The organism is Roseomonas sp. F4, from assembly GCF_053891155.1.
Genome location: NZ_JBSSHK010000001.1, coordinates 808,196 through 833,642, shown reverse-complemented (window position 1 = coordinate 833,642; position 25,447 = coordinate 808,196). Strand labels below are relative to the sequence as shown.

Below are 25,447 nucleotides of genomic sequence, written 5' to 3'. Positions count from 1 at the left end.
ACCACAGCATGACCGACCCGCGCGATGCCTTCGATGCCGCCCTGATCCCCGGCATGCGCGACCGCCTGGCCGAGGCCTATCGCGTCTTCCGGACGCAGGAACTGGCGAGCATGGCCTCCAACGCCCCGCCCGAGGTCGGCGGCACCACGGGCCGCTACCGGAAGCGGGACTGCCCGCTCTGCGGCGCGGCGGCCAGTGGCGCGCGGCCGGTGCTGACGGCGCATGGCATCACCCTGCTCGACTGCGCCGGCTGCGGCCTGACCTATACGCGGGAGGTGATGGAGGAAGCCGCCGATGCGGCCCGCTACGAAACCTCCGCGCTGGATGAGGCAACCATCGCGCTGCGCCTGTCCGCCCCCTATCTGGAGCTGGAGACGGCCCGCGCGCGCTACTACCTGTCCCGCCTCGCCACCCAGGGCGCCCGGACGGGCCGGCTGCTGGAGGTCGGCAGCGGCTTCGGCACGCTGCTGGTGGAGGCCGCGGCGGCCGGGTGGGATGCGCTGGGGCTGGAGCCGGGGGTGCTGGGTTCCGAAGCCTCCCGCCGCCGTGGGGCGCGGGTGGTGCGGGGCTATTTCCCGGATGATCTGCCGGACCCGGCTGCGCGGTTCGAGGTGGTGGCGGCGCTGGATGTGCTGGAACACATGGCCGATCCGCTGGCCTTCCTTGTCGCGATCCGCGAAAGGATGACGCCCGACGGCCGGCTGTTCCTGCAGGTGCCCAATTGGGACAGCCTGCTGGTGCGGCTGGAGGGTGCCGCCAGCAGCGTGGTCTGCCCCGGCCACTGGAGCTACTTCACCCCCGCCACCCTGCCCGCGCTGCTGGCCCGCGCCGGCTTCCGCGCGCTGGAGGTGGCCACGGTGCAGAGCGAGATCGACCGGCAGTCCGCCCATCCGCCCGCGCAGGTCCAGGCCATGCTGGCGCAGCTGCGCCCCGGGGAGCGGGAGGTGCCGGATGTGGCGCGGCTGCACGCGCTGCGGCTGGGCTACAAGCTGATCGGGGTGTTCGCGGCCAGCTAAGGTCAATCCTCCTCCGAGGCTTGCGTCTCCTCAGCCTTGGGCAACACGAAGCCGACCTGATAGCCGAATGGCTTGCCGATCTTTGCTCGGAGACGTGGCCTCGACCGTCTGAGCCATTTCTGATCTGTTGAGATGCGGAGGCGATCGATCTGTACCAGGGAGGATCATGAGCGACATTCTCATCCGGCAGGCCGTGCAGGGAGACTTGCCGGCACTCGTCGAGATCTTCAATCAATTACATCGTCCACGGCCACGCCACCTTCCAGACCGCTTTGCAGACCGTGGAAACCCGTCAAACCTGGTTCGATACCTATGGCGGCGGTCGTTATCAGCTGTTGGTCGCCGAGATGCAGGGATCTGTCGTGGGCTACAGCTCCAGCAGCCCGTATCGTACTGGCCCGGCCTTCGATACGACCGTCGAGACCAGTGTCTACCTGCACCCGCATCACACTGCCCGTGGCACAGGCTCAGCGCTCTATACGATGCTGCTGGAGCGGATGCGGCGCCAGCCCGTCCATCTCGCAGTGGCCGGCGTCGCACTGCCCAATGCCGCATCCCTCGCCCTCCACCGCAGGATGGAATTCGAGGAAGTGGGCACCTTCCGCGAATATGCGCGCAAAAATGGAGAGTGGATCAGCTCGACCTGGTTTCAGCGCCGCATCACAGGGTTGGCCAAGGCTTGAGGCCGTGACATCCGCGCTGTCCCGCGAGCAAGCGGCGGTCGTGGGCGCTGCGCCGACCGGCAAGCCGCTCCACGCCGGCCCATGGCCACAGAAACTGGCTCGAAACAAAGGGTTTGATGGTAGCGGCGAGCGGACTTGAACCGCTGACCCCGGCATTATGAGTGCCGTGCTCTAACCAGCTGAGCTACGCCGCCCCAGGCCATCTGGGACACCCCGTGGGCGCGCCGCGATTACGCTGCCGCCCCTGCCCTGTCAATGTTCGCGGCACGCAGGAAACCGCCGCCGAGGACCTGTTCGCCGTCATAGACCACGCAGGCCTGGCCGGCGGCGACGATATTGGCCTCCGCCAGCGTCACGCGCATCACCTGCGCCTCGGAGTCCCAGGCCACCGTGGCGCCACGCGGCGCTTCCCGGCCTCGCAGCTTCACCTGCACGGGGCGCGGCGCCTCGGGCGGGGTCACCAGCCAGTTCACCTCGCCCGCCACCGCCTCGGTCCGCGCCAGGGCGGCGCGCGGCGCCACCACGATACGGCGGCGGCCGGGTTCGATGGCGCTGACGAACAGCCGCTCGCCCGAACCACCACCGAGGCCGAGGCCCCGCCCCTGCCCCACCGTGTAGCGCCCGATGCCCTGATGCTGGCCGAGCACCTGGCCGGACAGGTCCACAATCTCCCCCGGCTCCGCGCTTTCGGGACGCAGCCTGGCCACGAGGCGGTCGTAGCTGCCTTCGGGCACGAAGCAGATGTCCTGGCTGTCCGGCTTGGCGGCGACCGCCAGGCCGAGGCGCTCCGCCACCGCGCGCACCGCCGCCTTGTCCGGCATGTCGCCCAGCGGGAAGCGGCAGAAATCGAGCTGGTCGCGGGTGGTCGCGAACAGGAAATAGGACTGGTCGCGGACGGGGTCGGCGGCGCGATGCAGCTCGGCGCCCTGCGGGCCTTCGACGCGGCGGGCGTAATGGCCGGTGGCCAGCGCCTCGCAGCCAAGGTCGCGGGCCAGCTCCACCAGATCCTGGAATTTCACCGTCTGGTTGCAGCGGATGCAGGGGATGGGTGTTTCGCCACGAGCGTAGGTCGCGGCGAAGTCGTCGATCACGGCGGCCCGAAAGCGGCTTTCGCGGTCGAGGACATAATGCGGGATGCCGAGCGTCTCCGCCACGCGGCGGGCATCGTGGATGTCCTGGCCGGCGCAGCAGGCGCCCTTCTTCTGGATGGCGGCGCCGTGGTCATAGAGCTGCAGGGTGGCGCCCACCACCTCATGCCCCTGCTCCACCAGCAGCGCCGCGACGACGCTGCTGTCCACGCCGCCGGACATGGCGACCAGCACTCTCATGACGCGGCGGCGTCCAGCCCCTGCTGCCAGAAGCGCTGTTCCAGCCGCGCCGCCTCACCGAAGGTGGCGGCGAGCATGGGGAAGCGGGCCTCCCCGCCATGCGTCACGCCCAGCGCGTCGATCCGCGCCGCGGCAGCGCGGGCCAGCTTCTGGTAGCCGTCGGAGCCATAGGCCTCGATCCAGCTCTGATACGGATTGTCCTGCACCTTCCGCGCCGGGTCGGCCAGGATTCGCAGTGCCACCTCGGCATAGCCCACCGTGCAGGGGGCCAGCGCCACTTCCAGGTCCAGGATGTCGCCGGCCAAGCCGCGGTCGATGACGTAGCGCGTGTAGCTGACCGTCTCCGCCGATTCCGGCGTGGCGCGCACCTTGGCCTCCGGGATGCCCCATTCGGCGCAATAGGTCAGGTGCATCGTCGTCTCAGCCAGGATGGCGGAGATGGAGGCGGTCTTCTCCCGCATCGCCTCCAGGCTTTCGGCCTTGAAGACGGCCAGGGCCTTGGCGCGGGCGAACTGGATCAGGAACAGATAGTCCTGGATCAGGAAGTCCTGGAAGGCCGCCAGCGGCAGGCTGCCGTCGGACAGGCGCCGGCAGAAGTCATGCCAGGTATAGGCCTGCCAATCCGCCGCGCAGTCCGCGCGCAGGCGGCGGAACAGCCCGCCCTCGGCACCAAAATCCTCCCAGGGCTGCGCCATCTCAGCCGCCGGCGTTGCGCGTGCCGGCCGGCAGCTTCACCACCAGCCCGTCCAGCGCGTCGGTCATGATGATCTGGCAGCCGAGGCGGGACGTCTCCTGCAGATCGAAGGCGAGGTCGAGCATATCCTCCTCATCCTCCGTCGCATCGGCCAGCTTCCCGTACCAGCCGGCATCCACCACCACATGGCAGGTGGAGCAGGCGAGCGAGCCCTCACACGCCCCTTCGATATCGACGCCGTGCTTATGCGCGATCTCGAGCACCGAGAGGCCGAGGGGCGCATCGACTTCCTTGTGCGTCCCGTCCCGCTCGATGAAGGTCATCTTCGGCATGTCAGCCATCACTCCGCCGCGCTGGCCCTGGGGTTTTGGCCCGGGGCATCCCTGTTGTCCGAGGACTCCATGGCCCGGCGCCAGGCGGCGGCCAGGGCCGCGGCTGCTCGATCCACATCCAAGGGCGACGTAAAGCGGCCCATGCCGATGCGCAAGGTTGCACGTGCCTGCGCCTCGGGCAGGCCCAGAGCCCGCAGGACATAGGAAGGCTCCACCTCGGCCGAGGAACAGGCCGAGCCGGTGGAGACGCAGATCTCCGGCGCCGCCGCCATGATGTCCTGGGCCGAGACGCCGCCGGGGAAGGACAAGGACAGATTGCCGGCGACGCGGGCTTCGGTGCTGCCATTGACGACAAGGCCCGGCACCGCCTGGGACAGCGCGGCCTGGAAGCGGGCGCGCTGGCCGGCGATGCGGCCGGCATCTAGCATGCCCTCCAGCGCCGCAATGCGGCAGGCCTCGCCAAAGCCCACGATCAGCGGCGCCGGCAGGGTGCCCGATCGCAGCCCGCGTTCCTGCCCGCCACCCGAAAACAGCGGCGCCAGCCGCACCCGCGGGCGGCGGCGGACATAGAGCGCGCCGATGCCCTTGGGGCCGTAGATCTTATGCGCCGACAGCGACATCAGGTCGGACTTGATCTCCGCCACATCCAGCGGAATCCGCCCCGCCGCCTGCGCCGCATCCGTGTGGAACAGCGCGCCATGCGCCTTCGCCAGGGCGCCGATGGCCGCCAGGTCCTGCACCACGCCGATCTCATTGTTCACCGCCATGACGGAGACCAGCAGCGTCGGCGCCTCGCCCAGCGCCGCCTCCAAGGCGGACAGATCCAGCAGCCCATCCGGCCCGACCGGCAGGATCAGGGGCTCAAAACCCTCGACGGCGAGGTCCTTGACGCTTTCCAGGACGCATTTGTGTTCGGTCGCCAGGGTGATCACCCGGCGGCGTTCGCTGCCCTGGCTGGCGGCGAAGCGGGCGGCGCCCTTGATGGCGAGGTTGTTGGATTCGGTGGCGCCGGAGGTGAACAGGATCTCGTTCGGCTCCGCCCCGATCAACTCGGCCACATGGCCGCGCGCCTCGGCCACCGCCGCCTCCGCCTCCCGCCCCATCACATGCTCGACCGAGCCGGGATTGGCGAAATTCGCCTCCCACCAGGGCCGCATCGCCGCCAGCACCCGCGGATCGGCCGGGGTAGTGGCGTGGTTGTCGAGGTAGATGGGGTGGTTCGGGCGGGTCATGGCGGATTATCTGGCCCCGACCAGGGCGCGGCGGGAGAGCCGATCGCGCATGGCCGACCAGGCCTGGATGAAAAGCTCCGCCGTCTCCTCCGGCGCATTCCAGGGCAGGGAGACGCGGATACCGCCCTCCGCCTCCCCCATCGCCGCCAGCACAGGGCTGCGCCCGACCTTGCCGGAGGAACAGGCCGCCCCCGCCGAGACCTGGATGCCGGCGAGATCCAGCGCGATCACCTGCGTCTCGGCGGCGGCGCCCGGCAGGATCAGGCAGGTGGTATTGGGCAGACGCGGCGCGCCGAGCCCGGCAACCCGCGCACCCATGGCGATGCAGGCCGCCTCGATCGCATCACGCAACGCGGCGAGTCGCGCCGCCTCGCCGGGCTCCGCCGCCCGTGCCGCCGCGCCGAGGCCGGCAAGGGCGGGCAAGGCCTCCGTCCCGCCACGCCGGCCGCGTTCCTGGCCGCCGCCGGCGATCAGCGGCGCCAGCGACAGCCCCGGCCGCAGCAGCAGCGCCCCCGCGCCCTTGGGCCCGCCCAGCTTGTGGCCCGAAATGGCCAAGCTGTCCGCGCCCAGCCCGGCGAGCGAGAGCGGCATGCGCCCCGCCGCCTGCACCGCATCCACATGCAGCAGCGCGCCATGCGCCCGGGCCAGGGCCGCGACCTCCGCCATCGGGTGCAGCACGCCGGTCTCGTTATTGGCCGCCATCACGCAGAGCAGCGCCGGCGGACCCTCCAGCGCCGCTTCCAGCGCGTCGAGGTCCAGCGTCCCATCCGCCCGCACCGGCAGCAGCGTGGCGCCCGGCGCGGCGGCGAGCACCGCCGGATGCTCCGTGGCGCCCACCAGCAGCCGGCGGCCCGCGGGCAGGCCGTGGATGGCCAGCGCATTCGCCTCCGTCCCACCGCCCGTGAAGATCACATCGCCCGGCGCCGCGCCGAATCGCGCCGCCACCTGGTCCCGCGCACGCTCCAGCACCGCCCGCGCCGCGCGGCCGGCGGCATGGACGGAGGAGGGATTGCCCGGCAGGTCCAGCGCCGCCAGCACGGCCGCCCGCGCCTCCGGCCGCAAGGGCTCCGTGGCATTGGCGTCCAGATAGAGGGTCACGCGGTCAGGCCTCTGCCACATCCGCCAGCAGCGGCGGTATGGCGCGGCCGCAGATGCGGCGGGCCACGACATCGGCCAGCGTCACGCCATCCAGGAACAGCCGGATCTGGTTGCCGAGCTCCGCCCAGAGGTCATGCGTCAGGCAGCGTTCCCCGGCCAGGCAGCCAGGTCCGCCCTCCTCGCAGCGCGTGGCGTGAATCGGCTCGTCCACAGCCTCCACGATCGCCGCGATCGAGACTTCGGCCGCAGGGCGTGCCAGGCGATAGCCGCCGCCGGGGCCGCGGGTGGAGGCGACCAGCCCGGCGCGGCGCAGCGGCCCGAACAGCTGTTCGAGATAGGCGAGTGACAGATGCTGCGCCTGGGCGATCTCCGCCAGGCTCACCTGCCCCTGAGCGCCGCAGCGGCCCTCGCCGCCCTGCCGCGCGGCCAGTTCGACCATCGCCATCACCGCATATCGACCGCGGGTGGAAAGCCTCATCCGGGTCTCCCGTCCTGATTGTTTCCGGCTCCAGGGCTGGGCCGGGCGGGCGAGTCACGCAGGCGATTGTCCGCACAATATCGGCCCTGGACGCAATCGAGACGCAATAACATGCAGGGCATGCGGTGAATCCGATATGAAACCTGCCCCTGCCTCACCTATATTGGATGGACCCCAGGGCTTGGGAACCTGCCCGGGGGTATCCGAAGGGCGCGGGCGTGCCGCACCCACCAGAACCACGACCGAGGCCGAATGCCGGCGACCACCGTCGCCAGCCTAAGCCTATTATTCCCGACTGCCGAAGTCAACAATCGGCGGGCGGGTTGACCAGGATGTCGGTGGTGGTTCCGGGTAGGCCCAGGAGGCGCCGCAAGATGGCGTGCTGGTTCCCCAAACGGCCCGGAGGTCGGCGCTGTGCGCGCGCCTGTCTCCGGCCATGGCCCTTGGCAGGCGGCACCGCGCGGTGGCTGCCAGCTTCGGGCCCAACATGGACTGGATCGACAGAACGATGCCTGAAGTCATGTTCGCCGGGCCTGATGGCCGGCTTGAGGGTCGCTACCACCATGCGAAGCAGGCCAATGCGCCTGTCGCGCTGATCCTGCACCCGCATCCGCTGCATGGCGGCACCATGAACAACCGCGTCGTTCACGCGCTGTATCAGCGCTTCCAGACGATGGGCTTCTCCACCCTCCGCTTCAATTTTCGCGGCGTCGGCCGCAGCCAGGGCCGCTATGACGGCGGCATCGGCGAGATTTCGGATGCCGCGGCGGCGCTGGACTTCCTTCAGGCGGTCAATCCCAATGCCTCCTCCCTCTGGGTCGCGGGCTATTCCTTCGGCTCCTATGTCGGGATGCAGCTGCTGATGCGCCGGCCGGAAATGGGCGGCTTCGTCTCCATCTCCGCCCCGGCCAGCCATTACGACTTCGGCTTCCTGGCGCCCTGTCCCTGCAACGGGCTGATCCTGCATGGCGCGGATGACGAGCTGGTGCCGGAAGGCAGCGTGCGGAAGCTTGTGGACAAGCTGAACACCCAGAAGGGCATCGCCATCGACTACCGTGTGATGCCCTCCGCCGGCCATATCTACACCCCGCCCCAGGCGGAGCAGGTGGCCGCGGCGGCGGAAGACCATGTGATGGGCGCGCTGAACCGCAACCGGATGGCGCTGGCCGCGGATTGATCCCGCCAAGCCCTCTCCCCCTGACAAGGGAGAGGGTTGGGTGAGGGGGCCCGCGCCGTAATCCCCCCTCCCCGCCTACAACAACGGCCCCACCAGCCGCCCCCCCAGGGTCGGCCCCGGCGCCCCGGTCGTCCCCGGAAAAGTCAGCGGCAGACCCCGCCACACACGGGCCGCCAGCACCCCAAACGCCTGCGCCTCCAGCGCATCCCCATTCCAGCCCACCACCTCCACCGCCCGCACCGGCTCGGCCAGTGCGGCGGCAAGCGCGCGCATCATCGCCGGATTGCGCCGCCCACCGCCCGCCACCAGCCATTGCACGGGCGGTTCCGGGAAATGCCGGGCCGCCGCCGCGACGCAGATGGCGCAGAAGGCGACCAGCGTGGCCGCGCCATCGGCCGGTGACAGGCCCGCTGCGCCTGCCTCCTTCAGCGCTCGGTCGAAATCCAGCCGGTCCAGGGATTTGGGCGGCGGCGCCGCCAGCCAGGGATGCGCCAGCAGCGGCGCCAGCACCCCGCCATCCGCCTGGCCCGCCAGCGCCAGGCGCCCGTCGCGGTCATAGGATTCGCCGGTGGCGCGCCGCGCCCAATCGTCCAGGGGGCCATTGGCCGGGCCGGTGTCGAAGGCCAGCAGCGTGCCATCCGCGCCGATCCAGGTGACATTGGCAACGCCGCCGAGGTTCAGGATGGCGAGCGGCTTCGGCAGGTCCCGCGCCATGGCCGCATGCACCACCGGCACCAGCGGCGCCCCCTGCCCGCCCGCCGCGACATCGGCCGACCGGAAATCATGGGCGACCGTCATCCCCGTCTCCCGCGCCAGCCGCGCCGCGTCGCCCACCTGCCAGGTGAAGCCCTTCGCATTCAGCCCTGGCCGGAAAGGCCGGTGCAGGATGGTCTGGCCGTGGAAGCCCACCAGATCCGCCGGCCATCCCACGGCCCGCACCGCCTCGATATGCCGCTCCGTCAACCGGTCCACGCAGCTCGCCAAGAAGGGATCGTCCGGCCCGATCTCCGCCGCGCGATCCAGCAATTCGCGCAGATCGCGCCGCAAGGCGGGGGGATAGGACAGGGTCAGCACCGGGCCGAGGCGGCCGATCGCCTCCCCATCCGTTTCCACCCAGGCGGCATCCACCCCGTCGAGGGAGGTTCCGCTCATCAGACCGATAGTTCTAAGCATACCCCCAACGTGCTACGGCACCCGCGCTTTCGGAAGCCCCACTGGATCAGACCGCAGATCGCCATGACCGCTACCCAAAACGCCGGCACCCAGGATTTCGTGCAGATCGCCCGCGAACGCGGCTATATCCACCAGGTGACGGACGCCGAGGCGCTGTCCAAGCGGCTGCTGGCGGGGCCGGTGCCGGGCTATATCGGCTTCGACTGCACGGCGGACAGCCTGCATGTCGGCAGCCTGGTGCAGATCATGCTGCTGCGCCTGATGCAGCGCTGCGGCCACAAGCCGGTGGTGTTGATGGGCGGCGGCACCACCAAGGTGGGCGACCCCTCCTTCCGCGACGAAGCCCGCCCGCTGCTGACCGATGCGCAGATCGAGGTGAACAAGGCCGGCATCCGCCGCGTCTTCGACAATTTCCTTCGGTTCGGCGAGGGCGCCTCGGACGCCATCATGCTGGACAATGCGGTGTGGCTGGACGAGCTCAAATACGTCCCTTTCCTGCGCGACATCGGCCGCCATTTCAGCGTCAACCGCATGCTGACCATGGACAGCGTGAAGCTGCGCCTCGACCGCGAGCAGAATCTGAGCTTCCTCGAATTCAACTACATGCTGCTGCAGGCCTACGACTTCCTGGAGCTCAACCGGCGCCATGGCGTCGCCATCCAGGCTGGCGGGTCCGACCAGTGGGGCAACATCGTCATGGGCACCGACCTGGTGCGCCGGGTCGATGCGAAGGAGGCCTTCGGCGTCACCACCCCGCTCATTACCACCGCCTCCGGCGCCAAGATGGGCAAGACCGCGCAGGGCGCCGTCTGGCTGAATGCCGAGCGCGTGGCGCCCTACGACTACTGGCAGTTCTGGCGGAACACCGAGGATGCCGATGTCGGCCGCTTCCTCGGCCTGTTTTCCGAGCTTCCGATGGACGAAGTTCGCCGCCTGGCCGCGCTGGGAGGGGCCGAGATCAACGAGGCGAAGAAGATTCTGGCCACCGAGGCCACCGCCCTGTTGCATGGCCGCGACGCTGCCGAGGCCGCCGCGGAGACCGCCCGCCGCGCCTTCGAACAGGGCGAGGCGGCGGAAACCCTGCCGAGCCACGTCACCGCCCTGCCCGCCGCCGCGGTGGACATCCTGGCGGAGGCGAAATTCGTCGCCAGCAAGGGGGAGGCGCGGCGGCTGATCGCCCAGGGCGGCATCCGCCTGAACGACACCGCCGTGACCGATCCGGCACAGCTGGTGACCGTTGCGGATTTGCGCGACGGCGCCGCGAAACTTTCTCTGGGCCGCAAGCGTCACCTGCTCGTGCGGCCGGCCTGATAACGACCCGGCCCGGCTGACCGCCGGGCTGCCTTCAAGCCGCCGCGGAACGGGCACGGATTGGCCGTGCCGGGCGACGAGGCTTCCCCTCTCCACCGAGGCGCGGGCTTCCCGCCGGTGGAGGCAGGAGGCCGGCTTGCACGACGCCAGGGTTCTGCGACCTGTCCGCTTCCCGACCGTCCCCGCGGTGGCCGAGCCACTGGCCGGCGCCCTGGCGGCCATGGCCATTGGCATCGCCGTCGTCGCCGCGATCTATGGCTGGCAGATCCTGCCCCCCCACAACACAGGTTGGATGCTGGAGGGCACGATCGGGCCCGACCCGGTGCAGTACTGGCTCGGCTGGACCTATTTTGGCCGCGCCCCCTGGACCTGGCCGCCCGGCGCCAATCCGGACTGGGGGCTCGAGGTCGGCTCCTCCATCTTCTATTCGGATTCCATCCCCCTGCTGGCCTTCGCCTTCAAGGCGCTGCGACGGCTGGTGGAGGTGCCGCAATATTGGGGCCTGTGGCTCTTCGCCTGCGGCGCCCTCCAGGCCCTGCTGGCCTGGCGGCTGATCGGGCTGTTCACGACGGATGCGCTGGCGCGGCTGGCCGGGGCCGGGCTGTTCGTGCTGCAGCCGATCCTGCTGCAACGCATGGGCGGGCATTTCGCGCTCGCCGGTCAGTTCCTGCTGCTGGCGGCGCTGTATCTGTGCCTGACGCGCATACCGGGCTGGCGGCGGCTACTGGCCTGGATGGCGCTGCTGCTCGCGGCTTCGCTGATCCATGCCTATCTGCTGCCGATGGTGGCCGGCCTCTGGGCGACCGACTGGCTCGCCCGCGCTTGGCCCGCTGACCGCCGCAAGCTGCCTCTGGCGGTGGAGGCGCTGGCCGTGCCCGGTGCCGGCGTGGCAGGGCTTTGGGCGGCAGGGTTCTTCCTGCTGGGCGGCGGCATGGGCGGCACCTGGGGTGGCTATGGGCATATGCAGCTCGATCTGCTCGCGCCCTTCGACCCCAGCCATTGGGGCGGGCTGCTGCCGCAACTGCCACGGCCGGACCACCTGGAAACCGCGGACAGCTATCTCGGCCTCGGCACGCTGATGCTGCTGGCGACCGGCGCGCTGGCCTTCCTGATCCGGCCGAACCGCGGGCTCTGGCGCCATTGGCCGCTGCTGGCGGGGCTCGCGGTGCTGCTGGCCCTGGCCATCACCCACCGGGTCAGCCTGGGTGGGCAAGTGGTCGCCGTGCTGGCCGAACCATCGGAGCGGGTGCAGGACATCGCCGATGCGCTGCGCGCCTCCGTCCGCTTTTTCTGGCCCGTCGCCTATGCGCTGATCCTCGGCGCCATTGCCGCCCTGGCTCATGCGCTGGGTGGGCGAAGGGCCGGGTTGGTGCTGGCGGCGGCCTTGGCGGTGCAGGTCATAGACCTGCGGCCGGGCTTCGACCGGCTTGCCCATTTCTTCCGCCCCGCCCCGGCCACGGCCGCGCTGCGGCTCGCCGACCCCTTCTGGCTCAAGGCCAGCCTGCGATATGAACGCATTCGCCTGGCGCCCACCGGCATGCAGGCCCGGCATTGGGAGGAGGTGGCGGTGCTGGCGGCGACGCGCGACCTGCCCACCGATGCCGTCTACCTCGCCCGCATCGACCCGGCGGCGGTGGAGGCGCTGAACACCGCCACCGCCCGCCGCCTGACCGCCGGCGATCATGAGCCCGGCAGCCTTTATGTGTTGGGCGACGAGGCCATGCTGGCGGCGGCCCGTGCCGGCCTGGACCCGGCGCTGGACCTGCTGACGCGCTTCGACGGCATCTGGGTGCTCGCCCCCGGCTGGCTGGGGCCGGCCCCGGTCATCGCGTCCCCGGCGTCGCCTGACCGATCCCGAACAATCCCCGCAGAAAGCCCGGTGTCAGTGCGGCCAGAGGGTTGACGCTGACCTGCGGGTCCTCCGCCGGCCCGGTGATGCGGAAGGTGGCGGCGAACAACCCGCCGCCGGCCTCCGGCGAGAACAGCCGGCCGAAGATCGGAATATTGCCCAGCAGCGAATTGAAGAAATAGGCCGGCACGATGGTGCCCGTTACGTTCAGCCGCTGGCGTCGGCGATCCAGCGTGCCGGTGGCGGTCAGGCCGAGCGAGGCGGAGAAGGCCCGCGCTTCCCCCAACGTCAGCACATCCGGCGTCAGGGAGAAGGGTGCGACCAGCCGGGTGAACCCCAGGCCGGGGCCGGAGACTGCCTCCACCAGCCCATACAGGGTCATCGCCTGCAACAGCTTGGCGATGCTGGGCGCGCCACGCACCGCGAAATCGGTCATCTCCGCGGTGCCTTGCAGCGGCGCGCCCGGCTGGTTGCCGGCATAGCTGGCCCGCACCGACAGGCGGCCACCCTCCAGCTTGCGCAGCACGTCGAAGCTGCTCAGCAGCGCGCCGGCATCCTCCGCCTCCAGCCGCAGGCTGCGGCCATTGCCGGCGGGTTCGATCACCGCCTCGAACCGTCCGCGCGGCCCGGCGCGGCCGGCCAGGGTTCCGGCGCGGACCACGCCACGGCCATCGATCCGCGCTTCCGCCATCACCGCCGCCACCTCCCGCTCCGGGCCGAGCAGCACGCGGTCGAACCGTGCATCCGCGACGAAGGCGGGGCCGCGATCATCCGTCGAATCCGCGGCGCCGGGGGCGGGGCTATCCTCCGCCAGGCTGCGGCGCAGATCGAGCACCGGCCCGCGCAGGGTCACAGCCCAGGGGCTGCCGGGGCCGGAGGGCGGGCGCGCCTCGCCGGTGAAGCGGCTGCCTTCCACCACACCTTCGGAGATGACGATGCGTTCCAGCCGTGTCTCGCCGGTGAAGCGCGCCTGGCCGCGCAGACGCAGATCGGCGGCATCCACCCGGAAACTCTCGATCGCCTCCAGCCGGTCACCGGCCAGCCGCAGCACCATCTCGCCGCCCGCCGCCTGGCCGGGGGGCTTGGTGAAGGCCAGGGGCTCGATCATCAGCCGCGCATCGCGCAGCTCCGCCCGCACCACGGCGCGTCCCTGGCCGCTGCGCCGCCGCTCCGTGCGGACATCGAGGCCGATCGTCCCCTCCACCAACTCCGGCAGGGCCAGGCCGAGCGCCACGAGACGGCTGGCATCCGTCTCCGCCCGCACCGTCTCCCGCATCACCACCTGGCTGGCGGGGCCGTTGCGGAAGTCCATCTCCACCGTGAGCCGCGCGGCGATCTCCGCCAGGGTGGCGGTGCCGCTGGCGCGCAGGCCATTGTTGTCGACGGTGAGATCCACCGTGCCGCGCTCCAGTGGCCGGCCCATCAGCACATCGGCCATGCGCACATCCCGCAGGCGGGACTGGACGCGCAGCTGCAACTGCTCCACCGGCAGGTCCGCCAGCAGGGGGAAGCTGATGGTCAGCTTGCCCTCCATGCTGCCGCGCGGGTCCTTGATCGGCAGCGGCCGGCGCTCGAACAGGCGCAGCCTGGGATGCTGCACCACCGCCAGCGCATCCGGCACCGGCCCGGCCAGGTTGAATTCCATCACCGCGGTTTCCTGCGCGCCGGGCGGCAGCAGGAAGCGCACCGTGCCATCCCGCACCGTCACCTGGCCGCCGGATTGCCGGCCCCCGGTGACGCGCATGGAAATCTCCTCCAGCCCGAAGGTGACCCGGCCCATGGCGCGCTCGGCGGGCGGGATCGGGCGCAGCCAGTGCACCGTGGCCTCCGCCACCTCCAGCGTGCCGGTCAGGCTGGTGAGGCGCGGCGCTTCCAGGCCTGCCCCGGCCTCCGCCTCGATCCGCCACTGGCCATCCCGCGCGATGCCGGCGGTCAGGTTCTCGGTGATCCAGCTTCGCGCGCTGCGGCCGAGGCCTTCCGGCCAGTGGCGGCCGAGATCGGCGATGGCGACGCGGTCGAGCCCGAGGGTCGCGGCACCGCGCCACCGGCCTTCCCCCAGCAACGCCTCCCCGGCAAGCGTCAGGACGGGCGGGGTCGGCCCATCCAGGCGCAACCGGCCCTGCGTCAGGGTGATGCGGTCGGGCGCGGCGGCCAGATCGAGCTCCAGCTCCGCCATGGCGATGCGCTGATCCTCCCCCAGATCCAGCACGCCCGCGCCCGTGGAAAGGCGGGCCGTCGCGGTGCGCAGCGCGCCATCCGGCGCCATCAGGATCGCCGCCTCCACCCGCGCCGTCGCGTCCAGCCGGGCCAGCGGCGCCAGCCCCGGCGCGGCGGCGGCGAGCTGGGCCGGGCGCAGTTCCGGCAGCCGCAGCCGCAGCGCCAGTTCCGCCGGCGTGCCATCGGGGGGGGAGGCCATCTCGGCCGCGATCCAGATCGGCACACGCTCCGCGCCCAGCAGCAAAGTCGCCCCGGCATCGCCCAGCAGGCCGCCGCCCAGTCGCCGGCGCAGAGTCACATCGGCCGCGTCCAGCACCCAGGTCTTGCCGAGCGCCGCATCCTCCACCGTGATGCGCCCGCCCAGGATGCGCAGCGATTGCAGGGCGGAAAGCGGCGTGTCGTCCGAAGGCGCGTGCATCAGCTCATTGAGCAGGTCATCCAGCCCGGCATTGCTACCGCCTTGTGCCGCCGCAGGTCCCTGGCCGAGCAGAAGCGCGATCTGGCCCTGCCCGTCCCGGCGCAGGGTCATCTCCGGCCGCAGCAATTCCAGCCGCCGCGGCGCGAATTCGCCACGCAGCAGCCAGGGCAGTGACAGGGTCACGGCGGCATCCGGCAATTCGGCGGTGACCACCCCATCCGGCTGCCGCAGCCGGACGGCGCTCAGCCGCAATTCCAGCGGCGCCAGATGCCCGTCCCGCCAGCCCTGCCAGCCGATGCTGACCTGTCCAACCTCCAGCCGCGCATCCGGCGCCATGCCATTGGCAGCAAAGGCATTGGCGCGCTCGGCGATGGCCTCGGCCAGGAAGGGCAGCTCGATCGGCCCCTTGGCCAGGCGCCAGGCGCCAGCGCCCGCCGCCAGCAGCAGCAGCAGCGCCAGGCCGAACAGCAGATGCAGGGCCCGGTGCGCTTCCCACGCCACTTGACCCGCGGCTTGCCTCATCGCCACCCTGACCACCCATGCCCAAACCCCGCAACCAGGCCGCCCTGGACCCCGCCGCACCCCGCCCGGCGCGGGCCGCCGACGCGCTGCCGCGCCCCTATGATGCCGAGGCGGCGGCCCAGCTCGCCGCCCGCTTCGCCGAGCGTGGCGGCGCCGAACGCGGCTATGCCGCCGGGGCGGAAGGCGCGGCGCTGCTGGCCGCGCTCGGCGGGCACAGCCCCTATCTCGCCGATCTGGCGCTGCGCGAATCGGTCACTCTGCTGCGGCTGGCGGAACGCGGCCCGGATGCGGCCTTCGCCCTGGCGCTGGACCCGCTGGGCCGCGCAGACCCCGCCGCGACGCGGGCCGGAGTCGCCAGCCTGCTGCGCCAGGCCAAGCGGCAGGCGGCCCTGATCGCCGCCGTGGCGGATATCACCGGCGTCTGGGCGCTGGACCGGGTGACGGGCGCGCTCTCCGACCTTGCGGATGCCTGCACCGACTACGCCTGTGCCCATTTGCTGCGGGAGGCGCAGGCGCGGGGCGACCTGAAACTCGCCGGCGGCGCCGCCAAGCACGACCCACGCGCCACCTGCCGCGGCTCCGGGCTGATCGTGCTCGGCATGGGCAAGCTTGGCGGGCGGGAGTTGAACTACTCCTCTGATATCGACCTCATGCTGCTATATGACCCGGAAGCGGCAACCTACGACGCCGACCGGGCCGGCGCCATCTATGTCCGGCTCGCCCGCGACCTTGTGCGCCTGCTGGAGGAGCGGACGGAGGGCGGCTACTGCTTCCGCACCGACCTCCGCCTGCGCCCCGACCCCGCCGCGACGCCGCTGGCGGTCAGCCTGCCGGCGGCTATCACCTATTACGAAAGCATGGGCCAGAACTGGGAACGCGCCGCCATGATCAAGGCGCGGCCGGTGGCCGGCGACCGCGCTTTGGGCGAGCATTTCCTGCGCGAGATCCGGCCCTTCGTCTGGCGCCGGCATCTGGATTTCGCCGCCGTCGCCGATATCCATTCCATCAAGCGCCAGATCCACGCCCATAAGGGCCATAAGGGCGCCCATGCGGAGGTCCAGGTCGCCGGCCATGACGTGAAGCTCGGCCGCGGCGGCATCCGCGAGATCGAATTCACGGTGCAGGTGCTGCAATTGATCTGGGGCGGCCGCGACCCGGCGCTGCGCGACCCGACCACGCTGGGCGCGCTGGCGGCGCTGGCCGCGGCCGGCAAGATCGACCGGCGCGCGGCGGCCGACCTCGCCGATGCCTATGGCTTCCTGCGCCAGGTGGAACACCGCCTGCAGATGGTGGCCGACCGCCAGACCCATCGACTGCCGGAGGATGCGCCCGGCCTGGCCAATATCGCCTCCTTCCTCGGCTTCGAGGGGTTCGAGGCCTTCAGCGCGGCGCTCACCGGCCATCTCAAGCGGGTCGAACGGCGTTATGCCGGGCTTTTCGAGACCTCGCCCGAGCTCAGTGCCGCCGATGGCGCCCAGGGCGACCTGGTCTTCACCGGCGTCGAGGACGATCCGGCGACACTCGCCACCCTGCGCGCCCTGGGCTTCCAGAACCCCGCCGCCGTCGCCGCCACGGTGCGCGGCTGGCATCATGGCCGCACCCGCGGCACCCGCAGCGAAAGGGCGCGGGAGTTGCTGACGGCGCTGATGCCGGCCCTGCTCGCGGCGCTGGCGCGCCAGCCGCAGCCGGATGCGGCGCTGATGCGCTTCGACGCGGCGTTGGCGCGGATGAGCACCGGGGTGCAGATGCTGTCGCTGCTGGCGCGCAACCCGGCGCTGCTGGATCGCCTGGCTTTCGTGCTCGGCGCCGCGCCGCAGCTGGCGGACCATTTCGCCCGCAACGCCGCGGCGCTGGATGGGCTGCTGGCTGGCCATTCCGCGCCCGGCAACGACCCCGCCGCCTCCCTGCCCGCCTTGGTCAAGGATGCCCGCTTCCTGGAGGAGGCGCTGGAAGCCGCGCGGCGAATGGTGACCGAGGGCAAATTCGAGATCGACGCCGCCGCGCTGGAAGGGCGGCTGGACACGGATGCGGCGGGCCTGTCGCGCAGTGCCCTGGCGGATGCCGCGATCGGCGCGCTGCTGCCCCGCATCACCCAGGATTTCGCCCGGCGCCACGGCAAGGTGCAGGGCGGCGCGCTGGGGGTGGTGGCGCTGGGCAAGCTCGGCGGGCGGGACATGCTGCCGGGCTCCGACCTCGACCTGATCCTGGTCTATGACCATGCGCCCGAGGCGGCGGAGAGCACGGGCGGCGACAAGTCCCTCGCCGCCTCCCAGTACTTCGCGCGGCTGGCCAATCAGGTGGTCGGCGCCCTGACCGCGCCGGGGGCGGAGGGGCGGCTGTATGAGGTGGATATGCGTCTCCGGCCCTCCGGCTCGAAGGGGCCGGTCGCCGTCTCGCTCTCCGCCTTCGCCCGCTACCACGCGGAATCGGCCTGGACCTGGGAACGCATGGCGCTGACCCGGGCGCGCTTCGTGGCCGGCGCGCCCTCCCTGAAACGCAAGGTGGAGACGGCGATCCGCCAGGCGCAGATCCGCGCCGCCGATACCACCCAGGTGCTGGAGGATGCGCGGGCGATGCGCGCCCGGCTGCGGCGTGACCTGCCGGCGGATGGGGCCTGGGATGTGAAGCACATGCAGGGCGGGCTGATGGAGGTGGAGTTCATCGCCCAGGCATTGCAGGTGGCCCATGCCCATCGCCTGCCCGCCGTCATCTCCCCCACCACGCGCCTGGCCCTGGCCGCCCTGGCCAAGGCCGGCATCCTGCCCGCGGCGGAGGCGGAGGCGCTGGTCGCCGCCGACCGGCTGTGGCGCGCCATCACCGCGCATCTGCGCCTGACCGTCGGCCGCTGGCCGGAGGAGACGCTGCCCGAGCCGGTTGCCCTCGCCTTGCTATCGGCCACCGCGAAGCTGCTGCCGGAGCCGGCGGTTGACCAACCCGCCTTCCGCGCACAGATGCGCCGCGTCGCGCAGCAGGTGCGCGACAGCTTCATCCGCCATATCGGCAACCCCGAGACCTAACCGGAGACACGCATGTCCGCAGCCATCGAGGGCGCGCCCGCGCCGGATTTCGCCATGCCGGCCTCGGGCGACCGCACGGTCAGCCTGGCGGAGCTGAAGGGCAAACCCTTCCTGCTGTATTTCTACCCGAAGGCCGACACCCCCGGCTGCACCAAGCAGGCCTGCGGCGTGCAGGAAGCCCTGCCGCAGCTCGGCAAGCTGGGGCTCACCGTCATCGGCGTCTCCCCGGATGCAATGAAGCCGATCGAGAAATTCGCCCAGAAATTCAACCTGACCTTCCCGCTGGCCTCGGATGCCGACCACAAGGTGGCGGAGGCCTATGGGGTCTGGGTCGAGAAGTCGATGTATGGCAAAACCTATATGGGCATGGAGCGCAGCAGCTTCCTGGTGGGCGCCGACGGCCGCATCGCCAAGGTGTGGCGCAAGGTGAAGCCGGAAGCGCATGCCGCCCAGGTTCTGGAAGCCGCGAAGGGGTTGTGATGCAGCAGCAGGTTGAACAGGGGGCTGGCGCCGGCAAGGCGAGCAAGCCGCTGAGCGCCGATGCGGTGACCTGGGCGTTCCGCCTGCTGATCGGGCGTGATCCCACGACCGAGGAGGTGGAAACCTATCGCCAACAGCCGGACCTGGCCGCGCTGCGCGGCACGCTGTTCCACACCTGGGAATTCCACCACATCTTCGACAGCCTGCTGCATGGCGAGCCGATCTACGGCATGCCGCTGTTCCTGATGCGCCCCCCCACGGACACGGCGGTGCCCTGGCGCTTCGAGCCGCCAAGCCTGGAAGAACCGGTCAGCCAGCTCTGCACCGCCGCGCAGTTCGATGATGCGGCCTTCACCGAGATCTCCGAGGCCATGCGCATGTCGCCCGGCCGCACCCGGCGGAACTGGGAACAGACCTGGGTGGTCTCCACGCTGGCGAGCGCCGGGGTCATCGCGCCCGGCAAGCGGGGGATCGGCTTCGGCGTCGGTGGCGAGCGCATTCCCTCCCTGCTCGCTTCCCGGGGCGTGAAGGTCGTGGCGACCGACAAGCCGGCGGCACCGGCCAAGTCCAAAGTCGGCGCCGACATGAACCGGATCGCGATTTTCCACCCGGATATCCTGCTGCTGGAGGATTTCGAGCAGTTGGTCGAATACCGGTCGGTCAACATGCTGCACCTGCCGCAGGACCTGAACGAGCAGTTCGATTTCTGCTGGTCGGCCGCCGCCGCCGACCGGCTCGGCTCGCCCGAGGCCGCCACGACCTTCATCGAGGAAAGCCTGGCCTGCCTGCGCCCGGGCGGCATCGCCGCGCATACCTTCAGCTTCAACATGCTGTCGGACCGCATCACGGCGAACCATCCCACCATCTGCCTGCTGCGCCGCAGCGACGTGGAGCAGCTCGCGCAGCGGCTGATCGTCCAGGGCCATAGCGTCATGCCCATCAACCTGTATCCGGGCCGCGATACGGCGGATGAGAAGATCGAACTGGCCCCCGATGCGCCCTTCCGCCTGAAGAAGCAGTATGGGGCCTTGATCGGCACGTCCTTCGGACTGGCCATCAGGAAGGCCGCGTGAGCGCGCCCACGGGCGGGCGAGGCGACGCAAGAGCGGCGGCCTGTCCTTGAACCAGCCCAGGCCACGGCTGTTCGACGGCATCACGCGCTACGTTTCGGACCTGCTGCGGGTGCCGAGCCGCATGCGCCAGATCCTTCGGAACCAGACGCGCCAGATGAACCAGGCGCACAGCTTGGTCCCGAACGTCTACCTCGGGGATCATACGGCCCTGACCCTGCTGCAGGGCCGGTTGAAGATCTTCGTGGACACGCGCGGCAACGACCTGGCGCCCCATCTGCTGATCGAGGGCACCTGGGAGACCGCCTATACGGCGCTGTTCGAAAAGCTGATCCGGCCCGGGGATACGGTGCTCGACCTTGGCGCGCATCTCGGCGTCTATACGCTGCTGGGCGCCCTGGCCACGGGCCCGTCCGGACGGGTCGCGGCCTTCGAGCCCAACCCCCGCTTCGCCGCGCTTCTCACCAGGTCGCTGGCGGTGAACGGCATGGCTGGCCATGCCCAGGTGAACAATGTGGCGGTCGGCGCCGAGGAAGGCGTGGCGGAGCTGGTGTTTTCCTTGGCCTGGGGCGGCGGTGGCCACCTCTCCCCCCATCCGGGTCACGTGCCGGAGGGTAACCAGATACAGCCCTGCCGCGTGGTGGCGCTGGACGATATGTTTCCCGATGCGGATTTCCGCGTGGATATGGTGAAAGCGGATGTGGAAGGTTTGGAGGCCCACGCGGTACGCGGCATGCGCCGCTTGCTGGCCAGGTCGCCCAACGCCAAGGTGATGTTCGAATTCGCGCCGGGCATGCTGGCGGCGCAGGGCAGCAGCGCGGCGGAACTGGTTCAGCTTTTCGCGGAGATGGGCTTTCGTTTCTGGAACATTGGCGATTCCAGCCAGCTTCAGGCGGTGGACGCCGCCATACTGGCGGCGATGACCGACGGCGTGCGCAACATTCTGGCGGCACGGGAGACCCCTGCCCCGGACTGACGACCAAGGAGATTGTGCATGACCGCGCGCCCCGCCGTGACCGCCGCCGTGCTCATCACCTGCGGGGTGCTCTGCGCCGCACTGGCCATGGGGCTGCGCAATTCCTTCGGCCTGTTCCTGGCGCCGATGACGGAAGCGAATGTCTGGACCGCCTCCGGCTTCTCCTTCGCCATCGCGCTTCAGGTGCTGCTGAACGGCGCCAGCCAGCCGATCTGCGGCCAGCTGGCGGACCGCTATGGTGGACGCGCGGTGGTGATCGGTGGCGCGGCGCTCTACGCCATCGGCATTCTGGGCATGCTGATGGCCTCCGCACTCGGTATCTTCACCTTCTTCGCCGGCGTGATGATGGGGGTGGCCGTCTCGGCGGCCGGCATGCCGGTGATCATCGCCACGCTGACCCGGCTGCTGCCGGAATCACATCGCGGCCGGGCGGTGGGGCTCGGCACCGCCGGTTCCTCCTTCGGCCAGTTCCTGGTGGTGCCGCTGGCCGGGATCGGCATCGGCACGCTGGGTTGGCAGACCACCATGGCGCTGATGGCGGCAACGGCCCTGCTGATGATCCCGCTCGCCATGCCGCTGCGGGAGCCGCCGCGGCCGGTCGTCGCGCCCAAGGATGAGGAGACGGCGCGCGCGGCGCTGTCCCGCGCGCTGCGCACGCCGACCTTCTGGTACCTGTTCTTCGGCTTCTTCGTCTGTGGCCTGCACATCTCCTTCCTGACCACGCATCTGCCGGGCTTCGTGCATTACTGCGGCCTGCCGGTGGCGGTCGGCGCCGGCGCCATCGGGCTGATCGGCCTGTTCAACATCGGCGGTTCACTGGCGGCCGGGGAGTTGACCCAGCGCTGGCGGCGGCGGGAGCTGCTGGTGATCATCTACGCCGCGCGGGGCGTGCTGATCACCGGCTTCATGCTGGTGCCGAAGACCACGACGACCGTCATGATCTTCTCCGCCATCATGGGGCTGCTGTATCTGTCCACCGTGCCGCCGACCGTAGCGCTGGTGGCGCGCAATTTCGGCACGCGCTGGCTGGCGACGATTTTTGGGCTGGTCTTCCTGGGCCACCAGCTGGGCGGCTTCACGGGCGCCTTCATGGGCGGCGTGGTGCTGGATATGACCGGCTCCTACGACCTGATGTGGTGGATTGGGGTGGGGGCTTCGGCTTTCGCGGCGCTGGTGCATTTGCCGGTGAAGGACCCGTCAGTGCCGCCGAAGGTGGCGACTGCGGCGGCTTGAAGCAGCTTCAGGACCTCGCCACGCCCGTGGCGACAGGTTGGAGTGCGACAGGCTCGGCTCCAGCCGGTCCTGGATTGCTGTTCTCCACACCCCACCAAGCAATCGTCATCCCCAGCGCCCTACCCAGCAGTTCAGGCGCATCAGAGGCCGCGATATCGAGGTCAAGAAAGCGCCTGTCGTCACCAAAGGCCGCCACCACCGCCCGATGATGCGCCTCGATCCAGCAGACGAGTTCTTCCGCTGTTCCACCAAATCCAGATGGCAGACCGGGGATATCGGCTGACTTCAACCGATCCGCCAGATCGCGCCATCGCAGCATGCTCTGCGCGGTTGCCTGGGGATCACGACGGTTCAACAAAAGAAGGCAGTCAGGATAGCGCCGGCGGATGGCGAACAGCACCGAGAAATCAAGGTTCGGCCAAAAATTCCGTTGCTTGGCGGGAACACAGTAATCCATCTGCGTAATGGCATCGACGCCCGGCAGAAGAAAAAATGGATCATCGTGGCGAAACAGACCCTGATAAATCAGCTCGCCGACCGGATCCGCACCCATTCTCCAGTGCACCGCATTCAGCCCGCTCTTTGCAAAGGCCTTTTGCAGCGTCGAAGTGCCTGATTTTGGAAAGCCGACGACAACAACTCGCATCCCGGGCTCCTGAAATGAGTGTCGCATCATATCGTAGAAGCAGATCGATTGACCAACGGATGGGGCGGGAACGCCGTTCACGTCGGCACATCATGCCGCCCTCGCCACGCGCTGTTCCGGCAATGCCCGGCAGCATGGCGGCATCCTGGCTCGGTCGGGGTCGCCGGTCTTCTTGTCAAGACAATGTGGGGCAATAGCGGCCCCCCCCTCCCCCGCGCTATGCTGCCGCCAAATGATGATGGAGCGCGGCATGCGACGGTGGGTCCTGGTGGCGGCGGCGGCGATGGCACTCGGGGGCAGCGCGGGCGCGCAGCCGCAGGGCGAACTGCCGCATGCCTGGGTGTTCGGGTCCTGGACCGGCGGCATCTACCCGCCCGGCGCGACCAGCGGGCCGAGCTGCACCGGCCAGCCGGCGGTGATCTTCACCAAGGACGTGGTGCTGCGCGCCTCGGTCTTCGACGTGGCCTATCGCCAGCGGATCATCGAGACGGTGGCGACCAGCCCCGATGTACTGGAATTCCGCTTCGTCCCGGCGCAGGCGCCGTCCGGCCCGCTGGCATCGCGCATGCCGCCCGATCTCGGCTTCGGCTGCGCCACGGGGCCGAACACGCTGCGGGTGGAACGGCGCGGGCCGAATGAGATCGCCTTCCCCAACTGCACCGAATTCCCCTCCCCACTTCAGCGCTGCGTCGGCAACTAGCGTCGTGCGGATCGCGCTGATCCACGCCCTGCGGCACTCCCCGCCGCCGATCGAGGCCGCCTTCGCAGAGATCTGGCCCGGGGCGCGGCTGATGAACCTGTTGGATGACAGCCTCTCGGCCGATCTGGCGCGGGAGGGTGCGCTGACCCCGGCGATGACGGAGCGCTTCCTGACCCTCGGCCGCTATGCGCGCGGCACGGGGGCGGAGGGGGTGCTGTTCTCCTGCTCCGCCTTCGGCCCCTGCATCGAGGCCGTGGCCGCCGACCTCGCCCCGATCCCGGTGCTGAAGCCGAATGAGGCGGCGATCGAGGAGGCTGTGGCGATGGGCCGGCGCATCGGCCTTCTGGCCACCTTCCCCGGCACCCTCGCCTCCATGCCACCGGAATTCCCCCCGGGCGTGGAGGTGGTGCCCTGCCTGGCCGAAGGCGCGCTGGCCGCGCTCGATGCCGGCGAGACGGAGGCGCATGACCGGCTGGCGGCGGAAGCCGCCCGGAAGCTCGCGGGCTGCGACGTGATCCTGCTCGGCCAGTTCAGCCTGGCGCGGGCGGCCCGGGCGGTATCCGCCACCACGGGGTTGCCGGTGGTGACGACGCCGGGGAGTGCGGTGCGTCGGTTGAAGGCGCTGCAGGGGGCGTAATCCAGGGCGCCCGCGTGGCGTCCGGGTCTTCCGCGTCCAGGGCCGGCGCCGGCATCTCGGGCGGCGGCGGTCGCGCGCCGGCATGGCGCACCAGGGCGTCGATCCGCGCCTCGATCGGCGGATGGGTCGCGAACCAGCGCGGACCGAGGCTGTTGGCGCCGTCATGCAGCAGCAGGGCGCGGACCTGGCCGGGCATGCCCGTCATCGCCTCCCGTCCCCCCGCCAGTTTCTGCAACGCGCTGGCCATGGCGTCGGGGTCCGCCGTCATCTCGACCGCCCCAGCATCGGCCAGATACTCCCGGTTGCGCGACAGCGCCATGCGCAGCGCGATGGACAGCACCCAGGCCAAGGCCGCCACGGCGAGCGCCAGCACCACAAGCAAGGCGGCGCCGCCCTTGCCCTTGCTGTTGCCGGAACTGCGCGGCAGGCGGCGCGCCACCCGGAAGCCGCCGCGCCCGACCCCGCGCCAGATCACCTCCCCGACCATGGAGATGACGCCGGCGAAGACCGCGGCCACCACGCCAAGCCGGGCGTCGCCATTGCGGATATGGGTCAGCTCATGCGCCACCACGGCGCGCAACTCGCGCGGCGTCAGCGCCTGCATCAGCCCGCGCGTCACCGTCACCGCGCCCTTGTCGCGCGTCAGGCCGCTGGCGAAGGCGTTGCGCGCCTCGGTCTCGATCACCGCGAGGCGCGGCATGCGCATGCCACGGCTGACCGCCAGCGCCTCCGTCATGTCCCACAGCGCCGGTTCCTGCGCCCGCGTCACCGGCCGGGCGCCGGAAACCATGTCCAATATCCATTGGTTGGAGAACCAGGCGATGGCGAACCAGATGGCGGAGATCAGCAGCGCGATGGGAAAGGCCGCGGGCAGCAGCCGGAAGGACTGCGCCAACCCCTGCCCGAAATCCTCGGCCTCCGCCGCCGACAGCAGCAAGGCGACGGACCAGGTGATCATTGCCAGCAGCACCGGAAAGCCAGCCAGCAGCAGCAGCGTGCGCAGGCCGGTGTTCCAGATATGCGTCCGCAGGCCCAGCGTGGGCAGCATGGCTCTATCCCCAACGTTCCGCTTATGCGGCCCGCCGCCTTCAGGCGGGCCGAGGCCGCGAATGCGGCCCGCGGCTTATGCCGCGTAGCCAAGCGGCCGGAGGCCGCGCCCG

The 25,447-nt window shown here is 70.5% G+C and carries 22 protein-coding genes and 1 tRNA gene; 12 read left to right on the top strand and 11 right to left on the bottom strand.

All coding sequences use genetic code 11. The features are described 5' to 3' along the window. Positions 1 to 8: 8 nt before the first annotated feature. A complete protein-coding gene (locus ACVFYP_RS03980; RefSeq protein WP_499198825.1) occupies positions 9 to 1,016 on the top strand; it encodes a class I SAM-dependent methyltransferase in 1,008 nt (335 codons plus the stop codon). A 230-nt stretch (positions 1,017 to 1,246) separates the two neighbouring features. Next, complete coding sequence (locus ACVFYP_RS03975) at positions 1,247 to 1,699, top strand: GNAT family N-acetyltransferase (protein WP_499199536.1); 453 nt, start codon at positions 1,247 to 1,249, stop codon at positions 1,697 to 1,699. A gap of 117 nt (positions 1,700 to 1,816) precedes the next feature. On the opposite strand, the gene ACVFYP_RS03970 is transcribed toward ACVFYP_RS03975, so the two are convergent. From ACVFYP_RS03970 to ACVFYP_RS03940, 7 genes are all read right to left on the bottom strand, one after another. Then, positions 1,817 to 1,893 (bottom strand) — tRNA-Met (locus ACVFYP_RS03970). A gap of 36 nt (positions 1,894 to 1,929) precedes the next feature. After that, entirely contained in the window at positions 1,930 to 3,027 is a 1,098-nt protein-coding gene (mnmA, locus tag ACVFYP_RS03965) for a tRNA 2-thiouridine(34) synthase MnmA (protein ID WP_499198824.1), read from the bottom strand. Then, positions 3,024 to 3,722 carry a TenA family protein gene (locus ACVFYP_RS03960; protein WP_499198823.1) on the bottom strand — a complete coding sequence of 233 codons (699 nt, stop codon included), beginning with the start codon at positions 3,720 to 3,722 and terminating at the stop codon, positions 3,024 to 3,026. The genes mnmA and ACVFYP_RS03960 overlap by 4 nt, the downstream gene beginning before the upstream one ends. 1 nt (position 3,723) lies before the next feature. Beyond that, positions 3,724 to 4,053 (bottom strand): ferredoxin family 2Fe-2S iron-sulfur cluster binding protein, encoded by a 330-nt coding sequence (locus ACVFYP_RS03955; protein ID WP_499198822.1) that lies wholly within the window; start codon positions 4,051 to 4,053, stop codon positions 3,724 to 3,726. A gap of 8 nt (positions 4,054 to 4,061) precedes the next feature. Further along, complete coding sequence (locus ACVFYP_RS03950; RefSeq protein ID WP_499198821.1) at positions 4,062 to 5,285, bottom strand: cysteine desulfurase family protein; 1,224 nt, start codon at positions 5,283 to 5,285, stop codon at positions 4,062 to 4,064. A gap of 6 nt (positions 5,286 to 5,291) precedes the next feature. After that, positions 5,292 to 6,404 carry a cysteine desulfurase family protein gene (locus ACVFYP_RS03945; protein ID WP_499198820.1) on the bottom strand — a complete coding sequence of 371 codons (1,113 nt, stop codon included), beginning with the start codon at positions 6,402 to 6,404 and terminating at the stop codon, positions 5,292 to 5,294. Next, on the bottom strand, positions 6,388 to 6,861 hold the full coding sequence (locus ACVFYP_RS03940) for an Rrf2 family transcriptional regulator (protein WP_499198819.1): 474 nt from the start codon (positions 6,859 to 6,861) through the stop codon (positions 6,388 to 6,390). Before ACVFYP_RS03940 ends, ACVFYP_RS03945 begins: the two co-directional genes overlap by 17 nt. 508 nt (positions 6,862 to 7,369) lie before the next feature. Here ACVFYP_RS03940 and ACVFYP_RS03935 point away from each other — a divergent pair. Then, on the top strand, positions 7,370 to 8,038 hold the full coding sequence (locus ACVFYP_RS03935) for an alpha/beta hydrolase (RefSeq protein WP_499198818.1): 669 nt from the start codon (positions 7,370 to 7,372) through the stop codon (positions 8,036 to 8,038). 75 nt (positions 8,039 to 8,113) lie between these two features. On the opposite strand, the gene ACVFYP_RS03930 is transcribed toward ACVFYP_RS03935, so the two are convergent. Next, complete coding sequence (locus ACVFYP_RS03930) at positions 8,114 to 9,211, bottom strand: anhydro-N-acetylmuramic acid kinase (RefSeq protein ID WP_499198817.1); 1,098 nt, start codon at positions 9,209 to 9,211, stop codon at positions 8,114 to 8,116. Between the two features lie 63 nt (positions 9,212 to 9,274). Here ACVFYP_RS03930 and tyrS point away from each other — a divergent pair, with 63 nt between their 5' ends. Together tyrS and ACVFYP_RS03920 are read left to right on the top strand one after the other, a co-directional pair. After that, positions 9,275 to 10,522, top strand: a complete 1,248-nt coding sequence (gene tyrS / locus ACVFYP_RS03925; RefSeq protein ID WP_499198816.1) for a tyrosine--tRNA ligase — start codon at positions 9,275 to 9,277, stop codon at positions 10,520 to 10,522. Positions 10,523 to 10,658: 136 nt separating this feature from the next. Then, positions 10,659 to 12,425, top strand: a complete 1,767-nt coding sequence (locus tag ACVFYP_RS03920) for a DUF6311 domain-containing protein (RefSeq protein WP_499198815.1) — start codon at positions 10,659 to 10,661, stop codon at positions 12,423 to 12,425. Here the strand turns inward: ACVFYP_RS03920 and ACVFYP_RS03915 are convergent. Continuing rightward, the gene (locus ACVFYP_RS03915) at positions 12,346 to 15,507 is read right to left on the bottom strand and encodes a DUF3971 domain-containing protein (protein ID WP_499198814.1); all 3,162 of its coding nucleotides are present in this window, start codon (positions 15,505 to 15,507) and stop codon (positions 12,346 to 12,348) included. The two genes, ACVFYP_RS03920 and ACVFYP_RS03915, sit on opposite strands and share 80 nt — an antisense overlap. A gap of 38 nt (positions 15,508 to 15,545) precedes the next feature. Here ACVFYP_RS03915 and ACVFYP_RS03910 point away from each other — a divergent pair, with 38 nt between their 5' ends. From ACVFYP_RS03910 to ACVFYP_RS03890, 5 genes are read left to right on the top strand one after another with little or no spacing between them, the layout of a single operon-like run. Beyond that, positions 15,546 to 18,545: a bifunctional [glutamine synthetase] adenylyltransferase/[glutamine synthetase]-adenylyl-L-tyrosine phosphorylase gene (locus ACVFYP_RS03910; RefSeq protein ID WP_499198813.1), complete on the top strand. Its 3,000-nt coding sequence runs from the start codon at positions 15,546 to 15,548 to the stop codon at positions 18,543 to 18,545. Positions 18,546 to 18,557: 12 nt separating this feature from the next. Continuing rightward, positions 18,558 to 19,025 carry a thioredoxin-dependent thiol peroxidase gene (gene bcp / locus ACVFYP_RS03905; RefSeq protein WP_499198812.1) on the top strand — a complete coding sequence of 156 codons (468 nt, stop codon included), beginning with the start codon at positions 18,558 to 18,560 and terminating at the stop codon, positions 19,023 to 19,025. Then, positions 19,025 to 20,098 (top strand): class I SAM-dependent methyltransferase, encoded by a 1,074-nt coding sequence (locus tag ACVFYP_RS03900; RefSeq protein ID WP_499198811.1) that lies wholly within the window; start codon positions 19,025 to 19,027, stop codon positions 20,096 to 20,098. The genes bcp and ACVFYP_RS03900 overlap by 1 nt, the downstream gene beginning before the upstream one ends. A 46-nt stretch (positions 20,099 to 20,144) precedes the next feature. Next, on the top strand, positions 20,145 to 21,071 hold the full coding sequence (locus ACVFYP_RS03895) for an FkbM family methyltransferase (RefSeq protein WP_499198810.1): 927 nt from the start codon (positions 20,145 to 20,147) through the stop codon (positions 21,069 to 21,071). 18 nt (positions 21,072 to 21,089) lie between these two features. Continuing rightward, positions 21,090 to 22,304: an MFS transporter gene (locus ACVFYP_RS03890; RefSeq protein WP_499198809.1), complete on the top strand. Its 1,215-nt coding sequence runs from the start codon at positions 21,090 to 21,092 to the stop codon at positions 22,302 to 22,304. Between the two features lie 7 nt (positions 22,305 to 22,311). On the opposite strand, the gene ACVFYP_RS03885 is transcribed toward ACVFYP_RS03890, so the two are convergent. After that, a complete protein-coding gene (locus ACVFYP_RS03885; protein ID WP_499198808.1) occupies positions 22,312 to 23,031 on the bottom strand; it encodes a sulfotransferase family protein in 720 nt (239 codons plus the stop codon). A 169-nt stretch (positions 23,032 to 23,200) separates the two neighbouring features. Between ACVFYP_RS03885 and ACVFYP_RS03880 the strand changes: the two genes are divergently transcribed. After that, complete coding sequence (locus ACVFYP_RS03880) at positions 23,201 to 23,650, top strand: hypothetical protein (protein ID WP_499198807.1); 450 nt, start codon at positions 23,201 to 23,203, stop codon at positions 23,648 to 23,650. Positions 23,651 to 23,654: 4 nt separating this feature from the next. Further along, on the top strand, positions 23,655 to 24,287 hold the full coding sequence (locus ACVFYP_RS03875; RefSeq protein ID WP_499198806.1) for an aspartate/glutamate racemase family protein: 633 nt from the start codon (positions 23,655 to 23,657) through the stop codon (positions 24,285 to 24,287). On the opposite strand, the gene ACVFYP_RS03870 is transcribed toward ACVFYP_RS03875, so the two are convergent. After that, a complete protein-coding gene (locus ACVFYP_RS03870; protein WP_499198805.1) occupies positions 24,181 to 25,335 on the bottom strand; it encodes a M48 family metallopeptidase in 1,155 nt (384 codons plus the stop codon). The genes ACVFYP_RS03875 and ACVFYP_RS03870 overlap by 107 nt on opposite strands. Positions 25,336 to 25,447: the final 112 nt, after the last annotated feature.

Coding starts and splice junctions, on each gene's coding strand:
- ACVFYP_RS03980 (WP_499198825.1), top strand. CDS start 9: ATGACCGACCCGCGCGATGCCTTCGATGCCGCCCTGATCCCCGGCATG.
- mnmA (WP_499198824.1), bottom strand. CDS start 3,027: ATGAGAGTGCTGGTCGCCATGTCCGGCGGCGTGGACAGCAGCGTCGTC.
- ACVFYP_RS03960 (WP_499198823.1), bottom strand. CDS start 3,722: ATGGCGCAGCCCTGGGAGGATTTTGGTGCCGAGGGCGGGCTGTTCCGC.
- ACVFYP_RS03955 (WP_499198822.1), bottom strand. CDS start 4,053: ATGCCGAAGATGACCTTCATCGAGCGGGACGGGACGCACAAGGAAGTC.
- ACVFYP_RS03950 (WP_499198821.1), bottom strand. CDS start 5,285: ATGACCCGCCCGAACCACCCCATCTACCTCGACAACCACGCCACTACC.
- ACVFYP_RS03945 (WP_499198820.1), bottom strand. CDS start 6,404: ATGTGGCAGAGGCCTGACCGCGTGACCCTCTATCTGGACGCCAATGCC.
- ACVFYP_RS03940 (WP_499198819.1), bottom strand. CDS start 6,861: ATGAGGCTTTCCACCCGCGGTCGATATGCGGTGATGGCGATGGTCGAA.
- ACVFYP_RS03935 (WP_499198818.1), top strand. CDS start 7,370: ATGCCTGAAGTCATGTTCGCCGGGCCTGATGGCCGGCTTGAGGGTCGC.
- ACVFYP_RS03930 (WP_499198817.1), bottom strand. CDS start 9,211: ATGCTTAGAACTATCGGTCTGATGAGCGGAACCTCCCTCGACGGGGTG.
- tyrS (WP_499198816.1), top strand. CDS start 9,275: ATGACCGCTACCCAAAACGCCGGCACCCAGGATTTCGTGCAGATCGCC.
- ACVFYP_RS03910 (WP_499198813.1), top strand. CDS start 15,546: ATGCCCAAACCCCGCAACCAGGCCGCCCTGGACCCCGCCGCACCCCGC.
- bcp (WP_499198812.1), top strand. CDS start 18,558: ATGTCCGCAGCCATCGAGGGCGCGCCCGCGCCGGATTTCGCCATGCCG.
- ACVFYP_RS03900 (WP_499198811.1), top strand. CDS start 19,025: ATGCAGCAGCAGGTTGAACAGGGGGCTGGCGCCGGCAAGGCGAGCAAG.
- ACVFYP_RS03890 (WP_499198809.1), top strand. CDS start 21,090: ATGACCGCGCGCCCCGCCGTGACCGCCGCCGTGCTCATCACCTGCGGG.
- ACVFYP_RS03880 (WP_499198807.1), top strand. CDS start 23,201: ATGCGACGGTGGGTCCTGGTGGCGGCGGCGGCGATGGCACTCGGGGGC.
- ACVFYP_RS03870 (WP_499198805.1), bottom strand. CDS start 25,335: ATGCTGCCCACGCTGGGCCTGCGGACGCATATCTGGAACACCGGCCTG.